19 protein-coding genes are annotated in these 19,557 nt (G+C 66.6%); 5 read left to right on the top strand and 14 right to left on the bottom strand.

Annotation, left to right across the window (positions count from 1 at the left end; genetic code table 11):
• Nucleotides 1-92: 92 nt before the first annotated feature.
• Nucleotides 93-962 (top strand): methylglyoxal synthase, encoded by an 870-nt coding sequence (locus tag HUT07_RS00410; protein WP_176019235.1) that lies wholly within the window; start codon nucleotides 93-95, stop codon nucleotides 960-962.
• Nucleotides 963-1,368: 406 nt separating this feature from the next.
• On the opposite strand, the gene HUT07_RS00405 is transcribed toward HUT07_RS00410, so the two are convergent.
• The 3 genes from HUT07_RS00405 to ttcA are packed head-to-tail and all read right to left on the bottom strand — an operon-like array spanning nucleotide 1,369 to nucleotide 4,046.
• Entirely contained in the window at nucleotides 1,369-2,148 is a 780-nt protein-coding gene (locus HUT07_RS00405; RefSeq protein ID WP_176019234.1) for a SprT family zinc-dependent metalloprotease, read from the bottom strand.
• Nucleotides 2,149-2,207: 59 nt separating this feature from the next.
• Nucleotides 2,208-3,113, bottom strand: a complete 906-nt coding sequence (locus tag HUT07_RS00400) for a recombination-associated protein RdgC (RefSeq protein ID WP_108266007.1) — start codon at nucleotides 3,111-3,113, stop codon at nucleotides 2,208-2,210.
• 36 nt (nucleotides 3,114-3,149) lie between these two features.
• Nucleotides 3,150-4,046: a tRNA 2-thiocytidine(32) synthetase TtcA gene (gene ttcA, locus HUT07_RS00395; RefSeq protein WP_176019233.1), complete on the bottom strand. Its 897-nt coding sequence runs from the start codon at nucleotides 4,044-4,046 to the stop codon at nucleotides 3,150-3,152.
• 90 nt (nucleotides 4,047-4,136) lie between these two features.
• Here ttcA and HUT07_RS00390 point away from each other — a divergent pair, with 90 nt between their 5' ends.
• Nucleotides 4,137-4,340, top strand: coding sequence for a YdcH family protein (locus HUT07_RS00390; protein WP_176019232.1), 204 nt, complete (start codon nucleotides 4,137-4,139; stop codon nucleotides 4,338-4,340).
• Between the two features lie 133 nt (nucleotides 4,341-4,473).
• Here HUT07_RS00390 and HUT07_RS00385 read toward each other — a convergent pair whose 3' ends face one another.
• The 5 genes from HUT07_RS00385 to HUT07_RS00365 form a co-directional block, all read right to left on the bottom strand.
• Nucleotides 4,474-4,830, bottom strand: coding sequence for a hypothetical protein (locus HUT07_RS00385; RefSeq protein WP_176019231.1), 357 nt, complete (start codon nucleotides 4,828-4,830; stop codon nucleotides 4,474-4,476).
• On the bottom strand, nucleotides 4,827-7,463 hold the full coding sequence (gene plsB, locus HUT07_RS00380; RefSeq protein ID WP_176019230.1) for a glycerol-3-phosphate 1-O-acyltransferase PlsB: 2,637 nt from the start codon (nucleotides 7,461-7,463) through the stop codon (nucleotides 4,827-4,829). The genes HUT07_RS00385 and plsB overlap by 4 nt, the downstream gene beginning before the upstream one ends.
• Nucleotides 7,463-8,416, bottom strand: coding sequence for a hypothetical protein (locus HUT07_RS00375; RefSeq protein WP_176019229.1), 954 nt, complete (start codon nucleotides 8,414-8,416; stop codon nucleotides 7,463-7,465). Before HUT07_RS00375 ends, plsB begins: the two co-directional genes overlap by 1 nt.
• 520 nt (nucleotides 8,417-8,936) lie before the next feature.
• Entirely contained in the window at nucleotides 8,937-9,662 is a 726-nt protein-coding gene (pyrF, locus tag HUT07_RS00370; protein WP_176019228.1) for an orotidine-5'-phosphate decarboxylase, read from the bottom strand.
• Nucleotides 9,659-10,579, bottom strand: a complete 921-nt coding sequence (locus HUT07_RS00365) for a 5'-nucleotidase, lipoprotein e(P4) family (protein WP_176019227.1) — start codon at nucleotides 10,577-10,579, stop codon at nucleotides 9,659-9,661. Before HUT07_RS00365 ends, pyrF begins: the two co-directional genes overlap by 4 nt.
• Before the next feature lie 100 nt (nucleotides 10,580-10,679).
• Here HUT07_RS00365 and HUT07_RS00360 point away from each other — a divergent pair, with 100 nt between their 5' ends.
• Nucleotides 10,680-11,336, top strand: coding sequence for a DUF480 domain-containing protein (locus HUT07_RS00360; protein ID WP_176019226.1), 657 nt, complete (start codon nucleotides 10,680-10,682; stop codon nucleotides 11,334-11,336).
• Nucleotides 11,337-11,378: 42 nt separating this feature from the next.
• On the opposite strand, the gene HUT07_RS00355 is transcribed toward HUT07_RS00360, so the two are convergent.
• The 5 genes from HUT07_RS00355 to HUT07_RS00335 all read right to left on the bottom strand — a co-directional run bounded on the left by HUT07_RS00355 (nucleotide 11,379) and on the right by HUT07_RS00335 (nucleotide 16,388).
• Nucleotides 11,379-12,386 carry a DUF4272 domain-containing protein gene (locus HUT07_RS00355; RefSeq protein ID WP_176019225.1) on the bottom strand — a complete coding sequence of 336 codons (1,008 nt, stop codon included), beginning with the start codon at nucleotides 12,384-12,386 and terminating at the stop codon, nucleotides 11,379-11,381.
• A 46-nt stretch (nucleotides 12,387-12,432) separates the two neighbouring features.
• Nucleotides 12,433-12,969: a GNAT family N-acetyltransferase gene (locus tag HUT07_RS00350; protein WP_176019224.1), complete on the bottom strand. Its 537-nt coding sequence runs from the start codon at nucleotides 12,967-12,969 to the stop codon at nucleotides 12,433-12,435.
• Nucleotides 12,970-13,060: 91 nt separating this feature from the next.
• Entirely contained in the window at nucleotides 13,061-13,546 is a 486-nt protein-coding gene (locus tag HUT07_RS00345) for a DUF3592 domain-containing protein (protein WP_106551157.1), read from the bottom strand.
• Between the two features lie 20 nt (nucleotides 13,547-13,566).
• Nucleotides 13,567-14,304 carry a DUF3592 domain-containing protein gene (locus HUT07_RS00340; protein WP_176019223.1) on the bottom strand — a complete coding sequence of 246 codons (738 nt, stop codon included), beginning with the start codon at nucleotides 14,302-14,304 and terminating at the stop codon, nucleotides 13,567-13,569.
• A gap of 107 nt (nucleotides 14,305-14,411) precedes the next feature.
• Entirely contained in the window at nucleotides 14,412-16,388 is a 1,977-nt protein-coding gene (locus HUT07_RS00335) for a UvrD-helicase domain-containing protein (protein ID WP_176019222.1), read from the bottom strand.
• 101 nt (nucleotides 16,389-16,489) lie between these two features.
• Here HUT07_RS00335 and HUT07_RS00330 point away from each other — a divergent pair, with 101 nt between their 5' ends.
• On the top strand, nucleotides 16,490-17,110 hold the full coding sequence (locus tag HUT07_RS00330) for a thymidine kinase (RefSeq protein WP_176019221.1): 621 nt from the start codon (nucleotides 16,490-16,492) through the stop codon (nucleotides 17,108-17,110).
• Between the two features lie 98 nt (nucleotides 17,111-17,208).
• On the top strand, nucleotides 17,209-17,913 hold the full coding sequence (locus HUT07_RS00325; protein WP_176019220.1) for a sel1 repeat family protein: 705 nt from the start codon (nucleotides 17,209-17,211) through the stop codon (nucleotides 17,911-17,913).
• Nucleotides 17,914-17,950: 37 nt separating this feature from the next.
• Here HUT07_RS00325 and HUT07_RS00320 read toward each other — a convergent pair whose 3' ends face one another.
• Nucleotides 17,951-19,555, bottom strand: coding sequence for a glucan biosynthesis protein D (locus tag HUT07_RS00320; RefSeq protein ID WP_176019219.1), 1,605 nt, complete (start codon nucleotides 19,553-19,555; stop codon nucleotides 17,951-17,953).
• Between the last annotated feature and the right edge of the window lie 2 nt (nucleotides 19,556-19,557).

The raw sequence follows: 19,557 nt of genomic DNA, 5'->3' as shown, positions 1-19,557 counted from the left end.
CCCTTCCCAGCAACAATGAGGAAATTTGTAAAACTCTCCGAAACAGCCAATAGCGACATACACTGCCGCTTCTACCGATCCCGGAGCTTTCGATGCGCATCGGCCTGGCCGCCAACCGTCTCCATCACAACGACGCGCGCGCGGCACTGTTCCGCTGGCTGCGCGCCAGCGAACCCGGGCTGCGCGAACTGGGCGTGACACTGTGCGCGGTCGGCCGTACCCATGACGCGATCCATCGCAACGGATTCCTTGCCGGTTACGACGGTCTGCAGCGCTATCCGTACGGCCGCGAAGGCGGATTGATGAAGCTGGTGGCCGAAGTGGTGGGCATGGGCGCCGAGCGCACGCTGGACGGTGCGGTCTATCTGATGGATCCGGTGGATCCTTCCTCGGTGTTCCCCGAGGCGACCGCGCTCAAACGCCAGTGCGTGATCCACGGCAAGCCCTTCATTTCCACCGTGGCCACCGCCCGCGACTGGATCGAGGTGGAGCGCATCCATGCCGGCTTGACTGCCGATGCGGGGGCCAACGACCTGCATGCGTTCGAAGGGCAGACGCTGGCGTTGATCGCGCACGATGCGATGAAGCCGGCGATGCTGGCGTTCGCCGACGAACACTTCGACGTACTGGCGCGCTTCGGCGAACGCGTGGCCACCGGCACCACCGGCCAGCGCTTGAACGAGTTGGCCTGGAGCCGCGGCTGGCCAGCGGATACGGCGTGGGTGACGCGTTACCAGAGCGGCCCGATGGGCGGCGATGCGCAGATTGCCGACCGCGTGCTGGAAGGTCGTTGCCAGCGTGCGATCTTCTTCGAGGATCCGCATGTGGCGCGCCAGCACGAAGCGGACATCCAGCTGCTGGAACGGGCGGTGACGACGGTGACCGATCAGGCGGTGTGCATCACCGCTCCGCGGGTGGCGGCGCGGTGGGCGAAGGCGGCGGCATTGCGCGTGGGTCGATGAGGTTTTCGGCCAACGGCTGAGCCCCTCGTGGTGGGGAGTATCCGAAGGCAATGCCGTGCTTGGCCGGACGGGGTGGATTGCGCAGGGGTCGCTGCAAGTACGTCCCTGTAAGCTCGGTCGCCGCTTGCTCGTGTGCGCTTTCCTGCGCACACGGCAAGACCGGGGTTGGGCGTCCTGCCCAACCCGCCCGAGGCGTGCCTCGGACCCATGCGGCTCACGCCCCTGCGCAACCCACCCCGCCCGGCCACGGACAGTTTCCGATGTGCCCACCACGGAAGAGAAAAAGAAGAGCAGGAGCGGGTCGCGCGCTGCGCGCGCTTTTGTAGAGCCGAACCATGCTCGGCTGCTCTTGGTCGCGAGGGATGAATATCCGCACTGCGCGGGTCGGCCGAGCATCGGCTCGGCTCTACAACAGCTGCCGCAGCATCGCCTTCAGTCTGCGGCCTTCCAGCTGGAAGTAGTCGCGCTGTTCGCGCCAGTCGGGGAAGCGCTGTTCCACTTCGTGCCAGAAGGCGGGCGAGTGGTTGGCCTGGATCAGGTGGCAGAGTTCGTGCACCAGCACGTATTCGAAGGCGGCGGGGCGGCCCAGCACCAAGGCCAGGTCCAGCGCCATGCTGCCGTCCGGGGCCAGCGAGCCCCATTGCGAGGACATCACCTTCAGTCGCAGGCGGCTGGGTGCGCGCGGCAGGCCGGGCAGGTACTTCGGCAACCAGCGGCCGACATCGGCGCGGGTCTGTGCTTCGTAGAACTCGCGCAGCAGGCGGCGCAACGTCGCATCACCGCCCCGGCTCGGCCATTGCACGCAGGCGCCGTGCTCGTCGATTTCCAACCGTGCGTAGCGGCCTTCCTGCCAGCGCAGCGGCAACAGCTCGCCGCGCAGCGGCAGCATACCGTCGACGCCGGGCTGCAACGCTTCAGGCAGGCCATGCCCCTGGTAAAGACGCAGCTGCAGGCCCAGCCACTCGCGGTGCTGTTCGAGGAAACGTTCGCCCATCACCAGGCTGGCACGCGGTGGCAATGTCAGCCGCGCGCCGCGCTCATCGACGCTGAGCTTGATCCGGCGCGCACGCGGATCACGCACGCGCAGCACCTCGATCTCGACATCCTCCAGCCGCAGGCGAACGGTGTCGCGCTGTACGGTGGCGGCAGGGACCGGCGAGATCAGGCGGCGCAGCAGACGGCTCATGGTCCCAGCATAGCGCCGTGCGGGGCCGCCGGATGACCGGCGGCCGACGGCATGCCTGTTCAGTCAGCCTTGCTGAGCTTGAAGGCTTCTTCAAGCAGCAGGAACAGGCGGCGGATCTCCGCGCTCTGCAGGGCGAAGCGGGCGTCGAACTCGGCACGGCGGCCGTCTTCGTCCGCGTGCTCCAGCTGGTCCAGCGCACCGTCCAGGAACTTCAGCTTGCGCACGATCAGGTCGTCGCCCAGCACGAAGGACAGGTTGTCCTCGAACACCAGGGCCAGCTTGGTCACCTGCTTGCCGGCATCGAGGTGCTTGTCGATCTCGTCGCAGCGCAGTTCCTGGTGCTGGCACTTGACCACCGCGCCGCCTTCCACCGGGTCCTTCATCTCGCACTCTTCGCCCAGGCTGAAACCGGTGGGCAGGGGCTCGCCGGCGATCCAGCCGGTCAGGATCGAGCGCGGCGCGACTTCGGCGTTCAGCGGCATGGCCGGGAAGCTGCCAAGCAGGCCACGGATGTCGGACATGAAGTATTCGCCGGTCTTGCGGCTGGAGGTATCCACCACCACGTAGCCGTGCAGCTGGTCGATGAAGGCGTCGTTGCGCGAGGACTTCACGAAGGCGCGCGGTAGCAGCTCATGCAGCAGGTCGTCCTTCATGCGCTTGCGCTCGCGGCCACCGGGGCGGCGGCCTTCCTTCTCCTCGATCTCTTCCAGCTTGCGCTCGAGCAGGTCGTTGACCACCGCACCGGGCAGGATCTTGTCCTCGCCACCGACGGTCAGCCACAGGTGTTCGGCAATGCGGTGCGAGAGCGCTTCCTTCTCTTCGCGGCCGAACGGCGAGATGAATCCACGCGAGTTCATTTCCAGCGCGCCAACCGGCTTGAGCAGGGCGTGCGGCAGCAGGGTGTCGACTTCGGAAAAATCAGTGGTGGTCGGGAAGCGGAAGAACGTCAGGTTGCGAAAGAACATGGAATTCCGGTGTCTGAAGAAGAAGGGCGCCCGACCTTAAACGGCAGGCGTCTCGGGAACTGCGTCGGCCAGCCAGGCATCGGCATGCGCCGCATCGCCACGGCCGCCCAGGGCCATGAAATCGAACAGGGTGGCATCGGCCAGCTGCGCAGGCCGCACATCGGCCATCGCACGTGCGATCTGTTCGATGCGCCCCGGGTGGTCCTGGTCCCACTGCTTGAGCATCAGGCCCACCTGCCGACGCTGCAGGTTGTCCTGGCTGCCACAAAGAGTGCAGGGAATGATCGGGAAATCGCGAGCCTGGGCGTACTGCGCGATGTCGTGCTCACGCACGTACGCCAGCGGGCGGATCACCACGTGCTGGCCATCATCGCTGAGCAGCTTCGGTGGCATGGCGGCCAGCTTGGCATGGTGGAACAGGTTCAGGAAAAACGTAGCCACCATGTCATCGCAATGGTGGCCCAGGGCAATCTTGCTGAAGCCGTGCACCTTGGCGTGGTTGTACAGCGCGCCACGGCGCAGGCGCGAGCACAGCGAACACATCGTCCGGCCCTCCGGGATGACCCGGCTGACCACCGAATACGTGTCCTGCTCGATGATCTGGTACGGAACTCCCAGCCTGGCCAGGTACTCCGGCAGGACGTGCTCGGGGAAACCGGGCTGTTTCTGGTCCAGGTTCACCGCAACCAGTTCGAACGGTACCGGCGCCTTTTTCTGCAGCTGCAGCAGCAGGTCCAGCAGGGTGTAGCTGTCCTTGCCACCGGACAGGCAGACCATGACCTTGTCGCCCGCTTCGATCATGCCGAAGTCGGCAATGGCCTGGCCGACCTGGCGGCGCAGGCGCTTGCCCAGCTTGTCCGCCCCGGGCCCGGCCACGCGCAGATCGCGCGAAATGCGCTGCGGGGGATCGGACAGGGAGATCACGGCGGACATGGGTCCATTCTACCGGCTTGCGGCAGCCCGGACCCGGGGTCGGGATTCCCCTCTCCCGGCAGTCATCGTCGCTGTGTATGCTCGGAGACCGTGGACACCTACAGCCCCGCCGAAATCGTCGAACACCTCGTCGCCCTGCGCGCCGAGCACCGCTCGCTGGATGAACAGATCACGCGCATGGCCGCCAATGGCGAGGATGAGCTGGAGTTCAAGCGCCTGAAGAGGCGCAAGTTGCAGTTGAAGGACTGCATCACCCGGCTGGAAAGCCTGCAGATTCCGGACGAGCCGGCGTAACCGGTGGCCCATCCACGCATGGCGTGGATCTACTGCAGCCCCACGCCCGGCGCCCGGTAGATCCACGCCATGCGTGGATGGCAAGCTGGGACGTCTCAAGTAGATCCACGCCATGCGTGGATGGGGCCCCGCATCAACGCGGCAGCACCAGCTCCGCACTCCAGGCCGCTTCGCCGTCCACGCTCAGGTCGCAGCGGCGCACATTGCCGGCACCGGTACAGCACAGCCCCAGTGGATGACCGTACCAGTCACCGGCAAGACCCCGCAGAACGGCGGGTTCATCACCGCTGATGCGCACGTCGCCGGCCAGCCACAGGCGGTAGTGCGCCGGTTGCCCAGCCTTTGCCTCGATGCACAGGCGCACCGGCGCATCGGCCAGTCGCCCGGGCAGGGTGTCGTCCACGCAGGCTTCTGCAGCCTGCACCGAACCCACCGCCAAGCCTGCGGCCGCGATCAACGCGGCCAGGCCCGGCAGGCGCCGCAGGTTCAATCCTGCGGTGCCGGTTCGTCCGGGCGCGCCGCTTCCGGGCTGACCCGTTCGATGGTGTGGCGCAGTTCGCGGCCAAGGATGAACTTGGCATCCTTGGCCCAGGCATCCAGGCGCTCATCGAACACCAGTTTGCTGTTTTCATCCGGCCACACCAGGCGCAGCTCGCGCAGCTTCTGGATGAACCCGCGGAACAGCGACTTGTCGAAAAACTCCGGCGCGGCGGGCGCGTAGAGCAGGCTCAGGCGCTGCGCGGCCTGCTGGCACAGGCTTTCCAGCTCGGCGGTACCCAGCGTGCCCGGGCCATTCTTCACCAGCACCGAAATGGCGATGTAATACCGCTCGAACGCCTGCTGCAGCGAATGACCGATCGCGCGCAGGCGGAACACCTCGTCGGTCTGCCCGGTGTTGCGGGCGAGGATGCCGCCGTCGTCTTCGTTGACGTTCTGCAGCAGGCCCTCACGCACGAACACGTCGATGGTCTGGTCGATGCGCTGGGCGAACTCGTCCTCGGTCCACGGCAGGAACAGCTCGGCCTGCAGGAACGGGTACACCGTGCGGCCCAGCTGCACCAGGCCGGTGCGGCTCATGCGGCGGTTGTTCTGGAAGCAGCAGGCCACCCACGACGACGCGGTGAACAGGTGCACCACGTTGTTGCGGAAGTAGCTCAGCAGCACCGCGGTATCGCCGCTGACACTGAGCACGTCGCCCAGCGGGTGCTTGATGCGGGTAAGAACGTTGATCTCTTCAGCGTGGGCGATGATGCGCTCCGGCGAGTGCGGGGTCACCGTCACCCGGCCCGAGTACGGCATCTCCACCAGCAGGGTCTTGCACAGCTCGATCTGCGCGATCAGGTCCGCTTCGCCCATCGCATGCTTGGGCGTAGACAGCAGGGCCAGCGCCAGCAGGTTGATCGGATTGACGTCGGCGGCGCCGTTGATGCGCACCTGGATGCGCTCGGCCAGGGTGTCGACGGTGGTCGACAGCCACGAGGGCTTCTCGTCCTCGGACACCGCCTCGCCACCCCACTCCGGGGCCTTCTCGGCCAGCACGTCGTTCAGCGCGATCGGTTCGCCAAAGTTCACCACCACCTGGCCGTAGTTCTGCTTGAGCACCTTGGGGATGCCCCACAGCAGCTGCCAGATCGACTCCTTCTCCTTCGGCCGCCCGGACAGTTCATCCAGGTAGCTGCCGCCTTCCATCAGCTTCTCGTAGCCGATGTAGATGGGCTGGAACAGCACCGGCTTGCGCGGCTGACGCAGGAACGCGCGCAGGGTCATCGAGATCATGCCGCCCTTGGGCTGCAGCAGCCGGCCGGTACGCGAGCGCCCACCCTCTACGAAGTACTCGATGGAGTAACCGCCGGCCACCAGCTGCGCGACGTACTCGCTGAGCACCGCCGAATACAGCGCGTTGCCCCGGATCGAGCGGCGGATGAAGAACGCACCGCCCTTGCGCAGCAAGGTGCCGACCACCGGCAGGTTCAGGTTGATGCCGGCCACGATGTGCGGCGGCACGATGCCACGGTCGTACAGCAGGTAGGACAGCAGCAGGTAGTCCATGTGGCTGCGGTGGCTGGGCACGTACACCACTTCGTGGCCCGGCGCGGCAGCCTTGAACTTGTCCAGGTGGTGCACCAGCACGCCGGCGTAGATGCGGTTCCACACGTGGCTGAGCATGAAGCTGGCCGAACGCACCACCGGACTGGAATAGTCCGCAGCGATTTCCCAGGCGTAGGCATGCGCCTTCTTCCAGGCATCGCTGGTTTTACTGTTGTCGCGTTTGGCTTGGGAGGCAATCGCCTCGCGCACCGTCTCGGCTGCCAGCACCTGGTCCACCAGCAGGCGCCGGGTCGACAGGTCAGGACCAATCACCGACTCACGGATGCGGCGGAAATGGGTACGCAGAACGCGCTGCAGCTTGCGCACCGTGCGCTCGGGCTCCAGGCCCTCGTCGATGGTCGAGCGCAGCGAGATGGGCGGGGCGAAGCGCACGATGGTGCTGCGCCCGTTCAACAGCAGGCCCAGCAGGCGGCGGAAGCGGCCGACCAGTGCCCAGTTTTCCGAGAACAGTACGGCGAACCAGCCACTCTGCTTGTCCGGCGCGCGGCCGACGAAGATCGATACCGGGACCAGGTGCACATCCAGGTCATCGCGCACGCGATGGGCCTGCAGCACCTTGGCCAGCGAGTCGGAATGGGTCTTGGCGCCGCGCTGCTCGGGAATCAGCGAATTGCTGGAGCTTCGGCGCGACAGGGCCAGGTAAGCGCGCTTGCGGCCGGTGGGATCACCGGCCAACGGCACCAGCGGCGACGGCAGCCCGGCCTGGCGGCAGGCCTTGTCCAGGATCAGCGCGTTGGACAGACCGTAGTCTTCCAGCACGTACATGACCGGGCGGCCATCGTTGTACTGGCCAGGGTCTTCCGGCTCGATCTTCAGCGACAGCCAGGGCTCCACCAGGCGCCCCAGCAGGCGCGCCCACAAGGGGCGGCGGCCGGCAGGACGCGCGTGCACGGGCGTCGCCGCCGGCGGCGTGCCGGCGTCGGTCGAGGGGGACGCCGGCGCCGTGTCGGCGGGCGTCGGCTGGGATTCTTCGCCGGGGAACGGCAGCGGGTTCTGTTTCGACATCGACGTCATTATGGCTTAGCCGATGGCGTTGCCGCTTCCCCATCGGTTGTCGGGGGGGCCACAGGGTCCGTAGCGGCGGCGGCGCGCGCCGCATCGGCCTGGCGCAGCAGGGCGTCGGTATCGGCCAGGGTGCGGGTCAGGTACCAGTGGCCCTCGCGCCGGCTCAGCGGCACCTGCACGGTCATCGCGCGGCCGGCGAGCTCGTACTGCAGGCGCACCAGGGCATTGTCACCTTCCACCGACAACAGTTCGCCATGCACGCTGCGCAGGGCCTCATCCACGCCCAGGCCATAGCTGGCCAGCACAGCCTTCACCGTGTGGATGAACGGTGACAGCTGCTGCAGGCTGCCTTCCATGCCCGCGGCCTGCAGGCCGGCTTCGTCCTGGAAACCGACCTTGGTGGCGGCATCAACAAGGGCGGCGATGCCGCTGCGGGCTCTGGCACGGTCGCTGATGGGCGCGTCCTGGGCCCACGCCGCCAGGGTCTGCACCAGCTGGATGTAGTGCGCCTGCTGGCCAGGCGTGTAGCCCTTCTGGTGCCGCAGGTACTGCACACCGAAGTTGCCCATCGACTGCGCGGCCTGGCGCACGGCACTGGCCTGGCCGGCCAACTGGTGGTCGAAACTGCGCTGCAGCTGCACGCTGGCGCCCGGCGCGCGCAGCGCCGCCAGCATCGGCAGCAACTGGTCGCTGAGCGGCAGCCCCGTCAGCGGCCACTGGCTGTGGCCGTCGGCCCAGGCCTGCTGCAGGCGCTGATACTGGCTGGGCGGCACCGACAGCCTTGCGTAGCCAACCAGATCATCCTCGGCCAGCCGTAGCGCCATCGCCTGTACCGCGGCGACAGGTTCGGCCGGCGCGGCGGCCGGATCGCTGCCGGATTCACGGCATGCGGTGATGGCCAGCAGCAGCATGGCCGCCAGCCCCCATCCCCGCGCAGACCTTCCTCGCACTACAACGCTCATGCAATCGGACTCCCCGGACCGGTCCGCATCTTGCGGCCTGCGACGTGACAGCGGCAAGCCGGGGCGTCACGGTTTCTGCCATGGCCCGCGCTGCGCGCTGGATCCATGCCGCGTGCCGACGGGCCTCCCCGTTCCGGGCGGACAAAAAAAAGAGCCCGGATCACAGGGATCGCAGACTCTTCAAACCGGCGCAAGGCCGGTGGACAGTGTTGTGGCGCATGTCCGGCCCGAAGACCGGATGGCGGCGATCCTACGCTGCCCGCAAAGTTAACGCAACACATGACAAAACATCACTCAACGCATTGATTTTATTGAATACATCACACCAAAGGACTCCTTCAATGAAATCTACGGCATGTTTTTCGGCGATTCGGGCATAAACGCCTGGATCGCCGGCACACCATTTCTCCCGCTGGGTCGGGTGCGTCAGGGCAACAGACACAAACGCGAACGCCATCCCGCGTTCGACGGGATGGCGTTCGTGGTACCGCTGCCGGCGTCGCCGCCGTCGGAGCGGAGCTCAGCGCGCGGCCAGAGCCGTCGCGATTTCCTGCTGGATCGCCCGTGCGGCGGCCTGCGGATCCGATGCCAGGCGGATCGGACGACCGACCACGATGGCGTCGGCGCCATCGGCAAAGGCCTGCGCCACCCCCACGGTACGTTTCTGGTCATCGCCGACCGGGCCACCGGGGCGGATGCCCGGGCATACGATCGAGAAACCGGTGCCGGTCGCGGCGCGGATCGGACCCGCTTCCTGGCCGGAGGCGATCACGCCGTCGATGCCAGCGGCCTGGGCGGCCAGCGCGCGCTCGACCACCACATCCACCGGTTCGCGGTCGATGCCCATCTGCGCCAGGTCCGCGCGGCCCATCGAGGTCAGCACGGTCACCGCCAGCAGCCGCATGTCGCCGCTGTTGGCCGCTGCGCAGGCCTCCATCATCGCCGGGTGCCAACCGTGGATGGTGGCGTAGCTGACCGGCCACTGCGACAGGCGTTTGATCACCGCTGCGGCGGTGGCCGGAATGTCGAAGAACTTCAGGTCGACGAACACGCGCTTGTCACGGCGTGCCAGCTCGTCCAGCACCTGGAAGTACTCACCGGAGGCAAGCAGTTCCATGCCGATCTTGTAGAACGCCACGCTGTCGCCAAGGCGCTCGACCCACTCCAGTGCCTGCACGCGGTCAGGCACGTCCAGCGCGAAGATCAGACGCTCGTCATCGCGCAGCGGCAGCGGCGCGCGGCTCACGGTGCGTAATCCAGCGCAGCACGCTTGGCGTCATGACGGGCCTGGCGCGACTGCGAGTAATCGTTGTTGAACTGCGCCGGCTCGAAGCCGCCGTAGGTCGGGTTCGGCAGCATCCACCAGCGCTCGCCGAACCAGTCGTGGTACTGCTGCAGCAGCGCGTCGCGGCCATCATTGGTGTTGGCGGTCACTTCCACGAAGTCACCCAGCTGGTCGCCGAACTGCATCAGCACGCGGTACTTCTGGCCGGCCAGACGACGGCGGCAGTTCTTCTCGCTGCCGGCCTGCTCGCACCCTTCAACCACGGTGCCCAGGCCAAGGAACACGCTGTCATCGGCCACCGGCAGGCCCTGCTCGCGCAGGTTGGCCAGGGTCGCGTCCTTCAGATGCACGGCGCGGTTGGAGATGTACAGCAGGGTGACGCCCTTGGCATTGGCCGCCTTGGCGAAATCGACCACGCCAGGAATGGCCTTGGCCTTCTTTTCGGCCACCCACTGGTCCCAGCTGAGTTCGTCGTATTCCTTGCCGTCACGCACCAGGCGCGCCTGATAGGGCGAGTTGTCCAGCACGGTCTCATCCACGTCCAGCACCACGGCCGGCTTCAGGCCCTTGGCCTCGTTGCCGCGCTCTTCCGGCACCAGCGCATCCCAGTGGGCTTCCTTCAGCGCGACGTCCAGGTGGTCGGCGGCGGCACGGTAGGTCTGCTCGGTGATCGCCTTGTATTCCTGCGCCCGCTGCATCCACAGCACGGCATTGAGGTTGTCGTTGGCGGTAGCGTCGAGGGCGCCGTCGGCCTTGGCGGCAGCGGCCGGCGCTTGCGGGGAGGCGGCTTCGGCAGGCGCTTCCACGCGCTTGCAGGCGGACAGGCCCAGCGCCGCGGTGGCGAGCAGGGTCAAAGACAGGGACACAGGACGACGCATGGATTCACCGGCAATCAGATATACCGGCCCATTTTACCGGCAAAGGCGCCGCCGGGACGGCTATGCTTGGCGGTTGACCCGTTGTCTTCCGGAAGCCGCCATGACCGACCCTGCCCAGACCCCCGACGTTCCGCTGCTGGATGCCGTACAGGCGCGCCTGCTGGGCTGCCTGGTGGAGAAGGAAGCCACCACCCCGGACACCTACCCGCTGACGGTCAATGCAGCGCAATCGGCGGCCAACCAGAAGACCGCCCGCGAGCCGGTGATGAACGTGAGCGCCGGCAGCGTAGAGCATGCATTGCGCCAGCTGGAGACGCTGGGCCTGGCCCGCCAGCACTTCTCCTCGCGCGCCGACCGTTACGAGCACCGCCTGCAGAGCGCGCTGGACCTGACCCGGCAGCAGACCGTGCTGCTGGCCCTGCTGCTGCTGCGCGGGCCGCAGACGCTTGGCGAACTGGTCACCCGTGCCGAGCGCCTGCACCGCTTCGCCAATACCGATGAAGCCCGTCACGCCATCGAGCGACTGGAGCAGCGTGCCCTGCTGGTGGTGCTGCCGCGCGCCAGCGGCCAGCGCGAAGACCGCTACATGCACCTGCTGTGCGGTGAAGTGGACGGTGCCGAGCTGGCGGCGAAGTACGCCAGCAGTGGCGGTGGCAGCAGCGAAGCGGCCGACCCCGGCCTGGCCGAGCGTGTGGCCCAGCTGGAAGCGGCCGTGGCCGAGCTGCAGGCGCAGCTGGCGGAACTGCGCGGCGGTTGAGGGGTAGGTGCCGGCCGCTGGCCGGCACGATGCCATGTGAACTCAGGTCGGCGTATCGACATCGTCCCAGTCGGCCTGTTCAAAGCAGAACAACCAGTTCAGCGCGTAATGGCGCTCGTAGATCACGCCGCCCACCAGCGCACCCGGCAGCGGCGCACCTTGGCGCTGGGCCTCACGTGCGGCCCAGTGCAGGCGGTAGTGCAGATCCAGCGCATCCAGCAGCTCGGCGGTATCGCGCAGGGTCGCAGGGACGCTGCCACTGTCAGCCGCCTGCAGCAGGGCGCCGACCACATCCGGCACCGCGCAGGTCGCCTGCGGCCACGGCAGCGCCTCGGACAGCCCCAGCGCCCACAGCAGCACGGCCAGACTCTCGTAGCGCCAGCCGAACGGCAGGGCAGCCTCGGCGTCGCCGTGCTCGATGAAGGCGGCCTCGGCCGGGCTCAGGGCCTCCGGCAGCGCCGGTAGACGCTCGGCCAGTTCGGCCAGGCTCAACGGTGGTTCACCGGACTGCAGGGCCTCGGCGCGCAGCGCGCAGGCCAGCAGCGCCTGTGCCCTGGCCCAGACCTGGGCAGGCTCGCGCAGCTGTGCCTCGGCCGCACCCAGCACAGGTGGCAATGACGGCGGGACACGCAGCTCGTGGGCCTGCAGCTGCTGTTGGCTGCGCGCACGGCGCCGCCCGGCATCGGCGGGATACGGCACCTGCGCCTGCGGATTGGGCGCTTCACCCAACAGCACCCTGCCGGCCGGATCGCGGACGCTGCCATCTTCCAGGAAGCACACCGCATTGGCCTGCAGCAGCCAAGGCTGCAGCGCCTCCAGATCAGCCTCGGCCAGCTCGAACAGATAGTGCTGGCGCACGCGCTGCACGTGCCGCATCAGGTGATAGCGCGCGGCAGTCATCTGCCCGTCGCCATGGCCCAGCACGTAGTTGACGAAGCCGCCCAGGTGCGGGGCCAGTGCGGGGTCATCAAGACCACGGACGGAAGCACTGTCGGCCTGTGGTGGCGGTGCCAGCACCGGGCCGAGGGTGGAATACGCGTTGATCAGCATCGAAGCATCCGTGCAGGAAAACAGACCTGCACCATACCCCACCGGCTCATGCTGGCTGTTGAACCGCCGCCGCCCCCGGCGTGGCGTACAACCGGCTCGCGCTGTCCACGTTCGGCAACTGGATCACGCCGCGTTCGTGCATGCCCAGCCCCAGCAGGATGCGCCCGGAGGCCACGTTGTCCAGATCGGTGATGCCGTACAGATCCTCGATGTCCAGCTGCGAGCGCGCATGCGTGAACACCGCCCGCGCCGCCTCGCTGGCATAGCCCTGCCCCGCGAACTCCGACAGCACCGCATAGCCGATATCCGGCCCCGGCAGGCCATCACGCCGCACCAGGCCGGCGTTGCCCAGCCACGCGCCATCGGCCAGGCGCTCGATCGCGTACATGCCGAAGCCATTCAACGCATAACTGTGCAACACCCGCAGCGCGATGTAGTCCCGCGCCTGCTCCTCGCTGCGCACGTTGCGATCACCGATGAAACGCAGGAAGCCTGGATCGTTGAGCAGTGCCAGCATCGGCGCAGCATCCCGGTCTGGTTCCAGGCGGCGCAGCCGCAGGCGTTCGCTTTCGATGGGATGCATGGGTGGGCTCCGGAAGGAATACCTCGATTCTGCAACGCCAGCGCCCGCCGTGCAGCACGCTCAGGCCAAGTGGGCCACTACGATGCTCAGCCTAGCCACATGCCCCGTCACGCGGGCCGAACAGGATCGGCCAGTAGCGCACGCACAGGCGATGGACGCATGCGGCGATCAGGCAGAACCCCATGCCCATCAGCGCCAACAGCAGCGGTGCGCCCCAGCGCAATCCCGGGTGCTGGATACGAGCCTTGGAAGGCATGCCGCCGGGATACAGCACCTGTACCTGTTCGCCGACCACGTACAGTGGTGCCCCGGTAGCAAAGGACGCGGTGAACTGAATCATCTGCCCCTGTGCGGTCTGGAACCTCACCACCGGGCGATGCAGGGTGATGTCACGTGCGGGCATCCCCTCCATTTCCGACCGGGCATCCTCTGCCTGGACGGCCACCACCGTTCCGGTTACGGAAACGGCCTTGCGCGCGAAACGCTGGACGTCCACGAACAGCCAGGCGGCGGCCAGAAGGATCAGCAGGCCCACGGCAAAGAAAAACAGCAAAAAACATCTGAGGAGGGTGGGCATGGTGCTGCCGGGTTGATCGATCAGCGTGCAGGTGCCGGCGCTGATCGAATGAAGGAGGTATCGACATGGTAGTAGCGCGGATTGCCCGGCATGACATGGACATCCAGTTCACGCCCACTCACCTGTGCACGAGGATCGGCCCAGAGATACGCACTGTGGAAGACATGCCATCGAGTGGTTTCAGGATCGCGCCAGGCGCAGACGATGACGAACGGATGCCTTCCCCCCGAAAATACTCCGCGATCGCGCTTGATCGCCCGGACCTTGGCTTGCACCCGTGTCCCGTGGCGAAGGAGCTGCCTGCGCCGCCATGCCCTCGCCGCCTGCGGCAGGTGCATAAGTCCCACCGCCAGCAGGAATAGGCCGCCGCCCAATCCCAGTATGACGCCCAGGCCCCAGGGTGATGAGAGCGAACGCACCAGGGCCTTGTCCGGGCGGTCCGGCAGGTACAGCACATCTACATGATCGCCCGTCATGTAGGCACGACGGCTGGTACGACCTGCGAAGAACCGCATCACTTGCCCGCTGCTGGTAGTGAAGTCCACCCAGTACAGGAACTTCACCCCTGAAGTGCGCGAACCACCGCGATCAACGCTGGCAGCCACATGGGTGATCCTGCCATCGGCAATGACCGCCGCATCGAGGAAGCGCCTGGCACCAACGTAGGCCAGAAGCGCTGAAACAAGCAGGACCACGCCCAGCCCGAGGAAGGTACGGGTGAGAACAGGAGGGATGTCGTTGGACACGATGAAGGACACGGCGCGCACTTCGGGTGCGCTCACACTAGGCCTTAACCCGATGCAGGCTCAAGGCCAGAAGCGTCAATCGGACGGATTGGAATACCACTTTAGTGGCTTTTCGATCCTCAATCGAACAGCGCCTCGATCGCCGCCAACCCCGCCGTCGCGCGCTCCTTCTTCCGCGCCGCATCGGCCACCGGATCCGCGCCATCGCGCTGGATCTCCTCGGCCGGTATCTCCTCGAAGAACCGGCTCGGTTTCAGCCGCACATGCTCACCGAACTTGCGGGTCAGCTTGCTGTAGCTCATCCACAGCTGGATCTTGGCGCGGGTGATGCCCACGTACAGCAGGCGCCGCTCTTCCTGCAGGTTGCCCTCGTCCAGGCTGACCTGGTGCGGGAGCACGCCATCCTCGCAGCCAACGATGAACACGTACGGAAATTCCAGGCCCTTGGAAGCGTGCATGGTCATCATCCGCACCTGGTTGCCACCCTCGTCCTTGTCGCTGCGCGACAACAGCGCCAGCTGGCCGGCCAGATCGGCCGCGGTGGCGCCACGCGGGCCGCCCTCGAACCACTGCGCCAGTTCTTCGATGTTGTTGGCACGCCGCTGGTAGCTGGCTTCTTCCTTGGCCTGCTGCCGCAGTTCGCTGAGCAGGCCCGATTCCTTGGCGACCTTGCGGATCATGTCACCGGAGCTGATCTGCCGCGTCTGCGCGCGCAGGTCACGCAGGATGTCGGTGAAGCGCGCCAGGCTGTTGGCCGCGCGCGGTGGCAGCTGCTGCAGCGCGCCGATGGCCTCAGCCGCCTGCGCCATCGGCATGTCCTTTTCCTGGGCCAGTTCGGCCAGCTTGGCCAGCGTGCCGGCGCCGACCTCGCGCTTGGGCGACTGCACCGCACGCAGGAATGCGGTGTCGTCGTCCGGGTTCACCAGCAACCGCAGCCACGCCAGCGTGTCCTTCACTTCCTGGCGCTCCAGGAACATCGTGCCACCGGTCAGGTGGTAGGGGATGCGCAGCAGCTGCATCGCCTTTTCCAGCGGACGCGACTGGAAGTTGCCGCGGAACAGGATGCAGAAATCGCTCCACGGCACGTTGCGCGTCTGCGCCACGAACGCGATCTCGGCGGCAACCTTTTCGGCCTCGTGTTCGCTGTTGCGGCACTCCCATACGCGGATGCGCTCGCCATCAGCCTGATCGCTCCACAGCTTCTTCAGGTGTTCGTGCGGATTGTTGGCGATCAGCGCGTTGGCCGCGCGCAGCACGCGGTTGGAGCAGCGATAGTTCTGCTCCAGCTTGATGATTTCCAGTGCGGGGTAATCGCGCCCCATCTGCTGCAGGTTTTCCGGGTTGGCGCCGCGCCACGCGTAGATCGACTGGTCGTCATCACCCACGCAGGTGAAGTTGCCCTTGTCACCGGCCAGTTGCTTGAGCAGGCGGTACTGCGCATCGTTGGTGTCCTGGCATTCGTCGACCAGCAGGTAGCCGATGCGCTCGCGCCAGGCCAGCGCGATGTCCGGGTTCTCTTCCAGGATCTGCACCGGCAGGCGGATCAGGTCGTCGAAGTCCACTGCGTTGAAAGCACTCAGGCGCAACTGGTAGCGCTCGTAGATGCCGGCGGCTTCCTTCTCGCGGTTGCTGCGCGCAGCGGCCATCGCCTGTTCCGGCGACAGGCCGGCGTTCTTGGCGCGCGACACCAGGTTCTTCATGTCCTCGATGTCGTCGGGCTTGGCGCCGTACATCAGGTCCTTGATCTGCGCTGCGGCATCGTCGGCATCGAAGATCGAGAATCCGCGCTTGAGGCCGACGGCGGCATGTTCGATCTGCAGGAACTTCAGGCCCAGCGCATGGAAGGTGCAGATGGTCACCTCGTCGGCATCCTGCTCGCGCAGGCGCTTGGCCACGCGCTCGCGCATTTCCTTGGCCGACTTGTTGGTGAAGGTGATCGCAGCGATGCGCTTGGCCGGGTAGCGGCCGCAACCGATCAGATGGGCGATCTTTTCCACGATCACGCGTGTCTTGCCACTGCCGGCGCCGGCGAGCACCAGCAGGGGGCCTTCGATGTGGAGGACGGCGGCAGCTTGGGGGGGATTGAGACCGTGCATTGGGAGGGGATTGTAGCGGGCGCGGGTGACGGCCACAGCCGCCGCCCGGCGGGCTTGCTGAACGGCTTCGGCCGGCAGGGGCAGCGGCGTACAATCGGCCGATGGCCAAGCTCTATTTCTACTATTCGGCGATGAACGCCGGCAAGACCACCACCCTGTTGCAGAGCGCACACAACTACCGTGAGCGCGGCATGCGGGTGGCGATCCTGACCCCGCGCCTGGACGACCGTGCCGGTCGCGGCGTGGTCGCCTCGCGGATCGGGCTGAAGGCCGACGGTGTGGCCTTCGACCGCGACACCGACCTGCAGCAGTTGATCGCCACGGATCTGGACGCCCGCGGCAGGCTCGGCTGCGTGCTGGTGGACGAGGCGCAGTTCCTCAGCCGCAGCCAGGTCTGGCAGCTCAGCGAAGTGGTCGACCAGCTGCGCATCCCGGTGCTGTGTTACGGCCTGCGCACCGATTTCCGCGGCGAGTTGTTCGAGGGCAGCCAGTACCTGCTGGCCTGGGCCGACGAGATGCAGGAGATCAAGACGATCTGCCACAGCGGCAAGAAGGCGACCATGACCGTGCGCGTGGACGAACACGGCCATGCCGTGCAGGACGGTCCGCAGGTGGAGATCGGCGGCAACGAACGCTACGTGTCGGTCAGCCGCGCCGAGTTCAAGAAGATCACCCGTGGCGAGGGCCGTATCGACCCGGCGCAGGCACCGCTGCCGTTGTAGCGCATGGCCCTTCACGGGCCATGACGTCCTGCGGTTTACAAGACCGCGTGGTCGGACCTAGGCTGCGGCACTACCTGCTGCCGAACTGGATGTCCGTCATGCGCGCCGCCCTGCTGTTGCTTCCCGTGTTGTTCCTGCCCCTGTTCGCCACCGCGGCCGAGCGCCCATCCGGCGAAGAGGACGCGGCCGTGATCGGTGCTGGTTTCATGGACAGCCATCCGGACATGATGTATCGGCAGTGGGGCGTCAACGCCCTGCGCCGCAACGATGTCAACGGCGCGATGGACAACTTCCGGCTGGCCGCACGCTATGCCGACAAGCCCGCGCAGGGCTACCTGGGCGAGATGTACTGGTATGGCGTCGAACAGCCACGCGATCCGGTCATGGCCTATGCGTGGATGGACGTCGCCGCCGAACGTGGCTACCCGCTGTTCGTGGACCTGCGCAACGAGTACTGGGCGACCCTGCCGCTGGAACAGCACGACGCCGCGCGGGCGCAGGCAAGCGCGCTGCGCGCCGAATATGGCGACGAGGTCGCGCGCCCGCGCATGGCCGAAGTGCTGAGAAAGGGACGACGCGAGATGACCGGCAGCCGCGTAGGCTCGATGTCCAACAATGTGGACATCGTGTACATGGACGGCGGCATCTCACGCACCATCAAGGCCGACCGCCTGTATGACCCCAAGTACTGGGATCCGAAGCAGTACGAGCGCTGGCAGGACGAAACCTGGATGAAGATCCGCCGTGGCACGGTGGAAGTGGGTGTACCTACGCAATCGCACGCCACCGACGCCAAGCCCTGAATCAAGGGTGCCGGCGCTTGGCCGGCACCGCTCTACTTCAGTACAGCGTGCGCTCCGGCGCGCCCGCCGGCGGCGGGGTGTACTGGTACAGCCAGGTCTCGGTCAGGGTCTTGCCGCCACTGCGCAGGTACAGGCGGATGTCGATCTGCTCTGTACTGCCCTCCGGCGGCACCAGGTCGAACATCGCCCGGTAGCCCTTGATCTCGCGCAGCGGGCGCGCCGAGACGATCTCCACCCGGCCACGGCTGGTTTCAACAACCGCTTCAACGTCGGCCTTGTCGATCAGGCTGGCCAGTTCGCCGCCTTCGAAGTCCACCGCGAAACGCCAGCTGAAGTACTCGCGCTTCTTGCCGATGATGCCGCCCAGGCCGGTACGGCTGGCCACGCAGTGCGCCAACGGCGTATGCGCCGGCGGCTGTGCGCCCCAGTACAGCCGGTAACCGACCAGCAGTTCCTGGCCCGGCTGCGGCTTTTCCTTCGGGTTCCAGAAGGCCACGATGTTGTCGAAGGTTTCATCAACGGTGGGAATCTCCACCAGCTGCACCGAGCCCTCGCCCCAGTCACCCTTCGGCTCCACCCACAGGCACGGACGCTTCTCGTAGAACACGCCGTCATCCTGGTAGTGGTCGAAGTTGCGGTCACGCTGCAGCAGGCCGAAGCCGCGCGGGTTGCGATCCACGAACATGTTGAAACGCAGGTTGCGCGGGTTCAGCAGCGGCCGCCAGATCCATTCACCAGCGCCGGTCCATAGCGACAGGCCATCGGTATCGTGGATCTCCGGGCGCCAGTCCCAGCCCATGCGTCGGTCGTTCTCACCCACCTGGTACATGCTGGTGCAGGGCGCGATGCCCAGGCGCTCGATCGCCTTGCGCGGGTACAGCGCGCTGTCGATGTCCATCAACAGCACATCGCCGTTGGTGACGGCAAAGCGGTAGGCACCGGATACACTGGGCGAATCCAGCAGCGCATAGACGATGATCGTGTCCGAGTCGGCCGCAGGCTGTTCCAGGTAATAGGCGATGAAGTCCGGGAATTCCTCGGGCTTACCCATGCCGGTGTCGATGGCCAGGCCACGCGCGGACTGGCCGTACTGGCCTTCCTTGCCGACGGCGCGGAAGTAGCTGGCCCCCAGGAACGCGGCGAAATCGCGGTCGGTGTCCTTGCGCGTGTTCAACCGGAACCCGGCAAAACCGAGGTCGGCCGGCAGCTCACCGTTCTTCAACCCGCTCTTGCCGTAGTTGAACGCGGCGCCGTCGTACGCCAGCTCCTGTGCCTTGCCGTCGACCACGTCGTACATGCGCACCGGCGAATGGAAGTACAGGCCCAGATGGAAGAACTTGGCCTGGAATTTTCCCGGCTGGTCGGCCCACAGGGCATGGTCCTGGCGGTAGCCGATCGACTGGTACTGATCCCAGTCCAGCGCTTCCAGCTTGCCCGGCAGCACCCGCTTGTGGCTCTGGTACGGCGCCTGTGCCAGCGCGCGCGCCTGGCCCTTCAGGGTGGCGAAATCGAACGGCTGCGGCTGGCCAAGCCGGCGCAGCCCAAGCTGGCCGCTCTTGCTGGCCGCACAGGCCGGCAGTGACGGCAGGCCGAAGGCGGCCAGGGCCAGGGAGGCATTGCGGATGAAGTCGCGTCGTTGCATGC

Origin of the sequence: Stenotrophomonas sp. NA06056 (genome assembly GCF_013364355.1) — a bacterium.
In the GTDB taxonomy this organism is placed as follows: Bacteria; Pseudomonadota; Gammaproteobacteria; order Xanthomonadales; family Xanthomonadaceae; genus Stenotrophomonas.
Note: the sequence above shows the minus strand (reverse complement) of the source record. Positions and strands in the feature narration are given on the sequence as shown.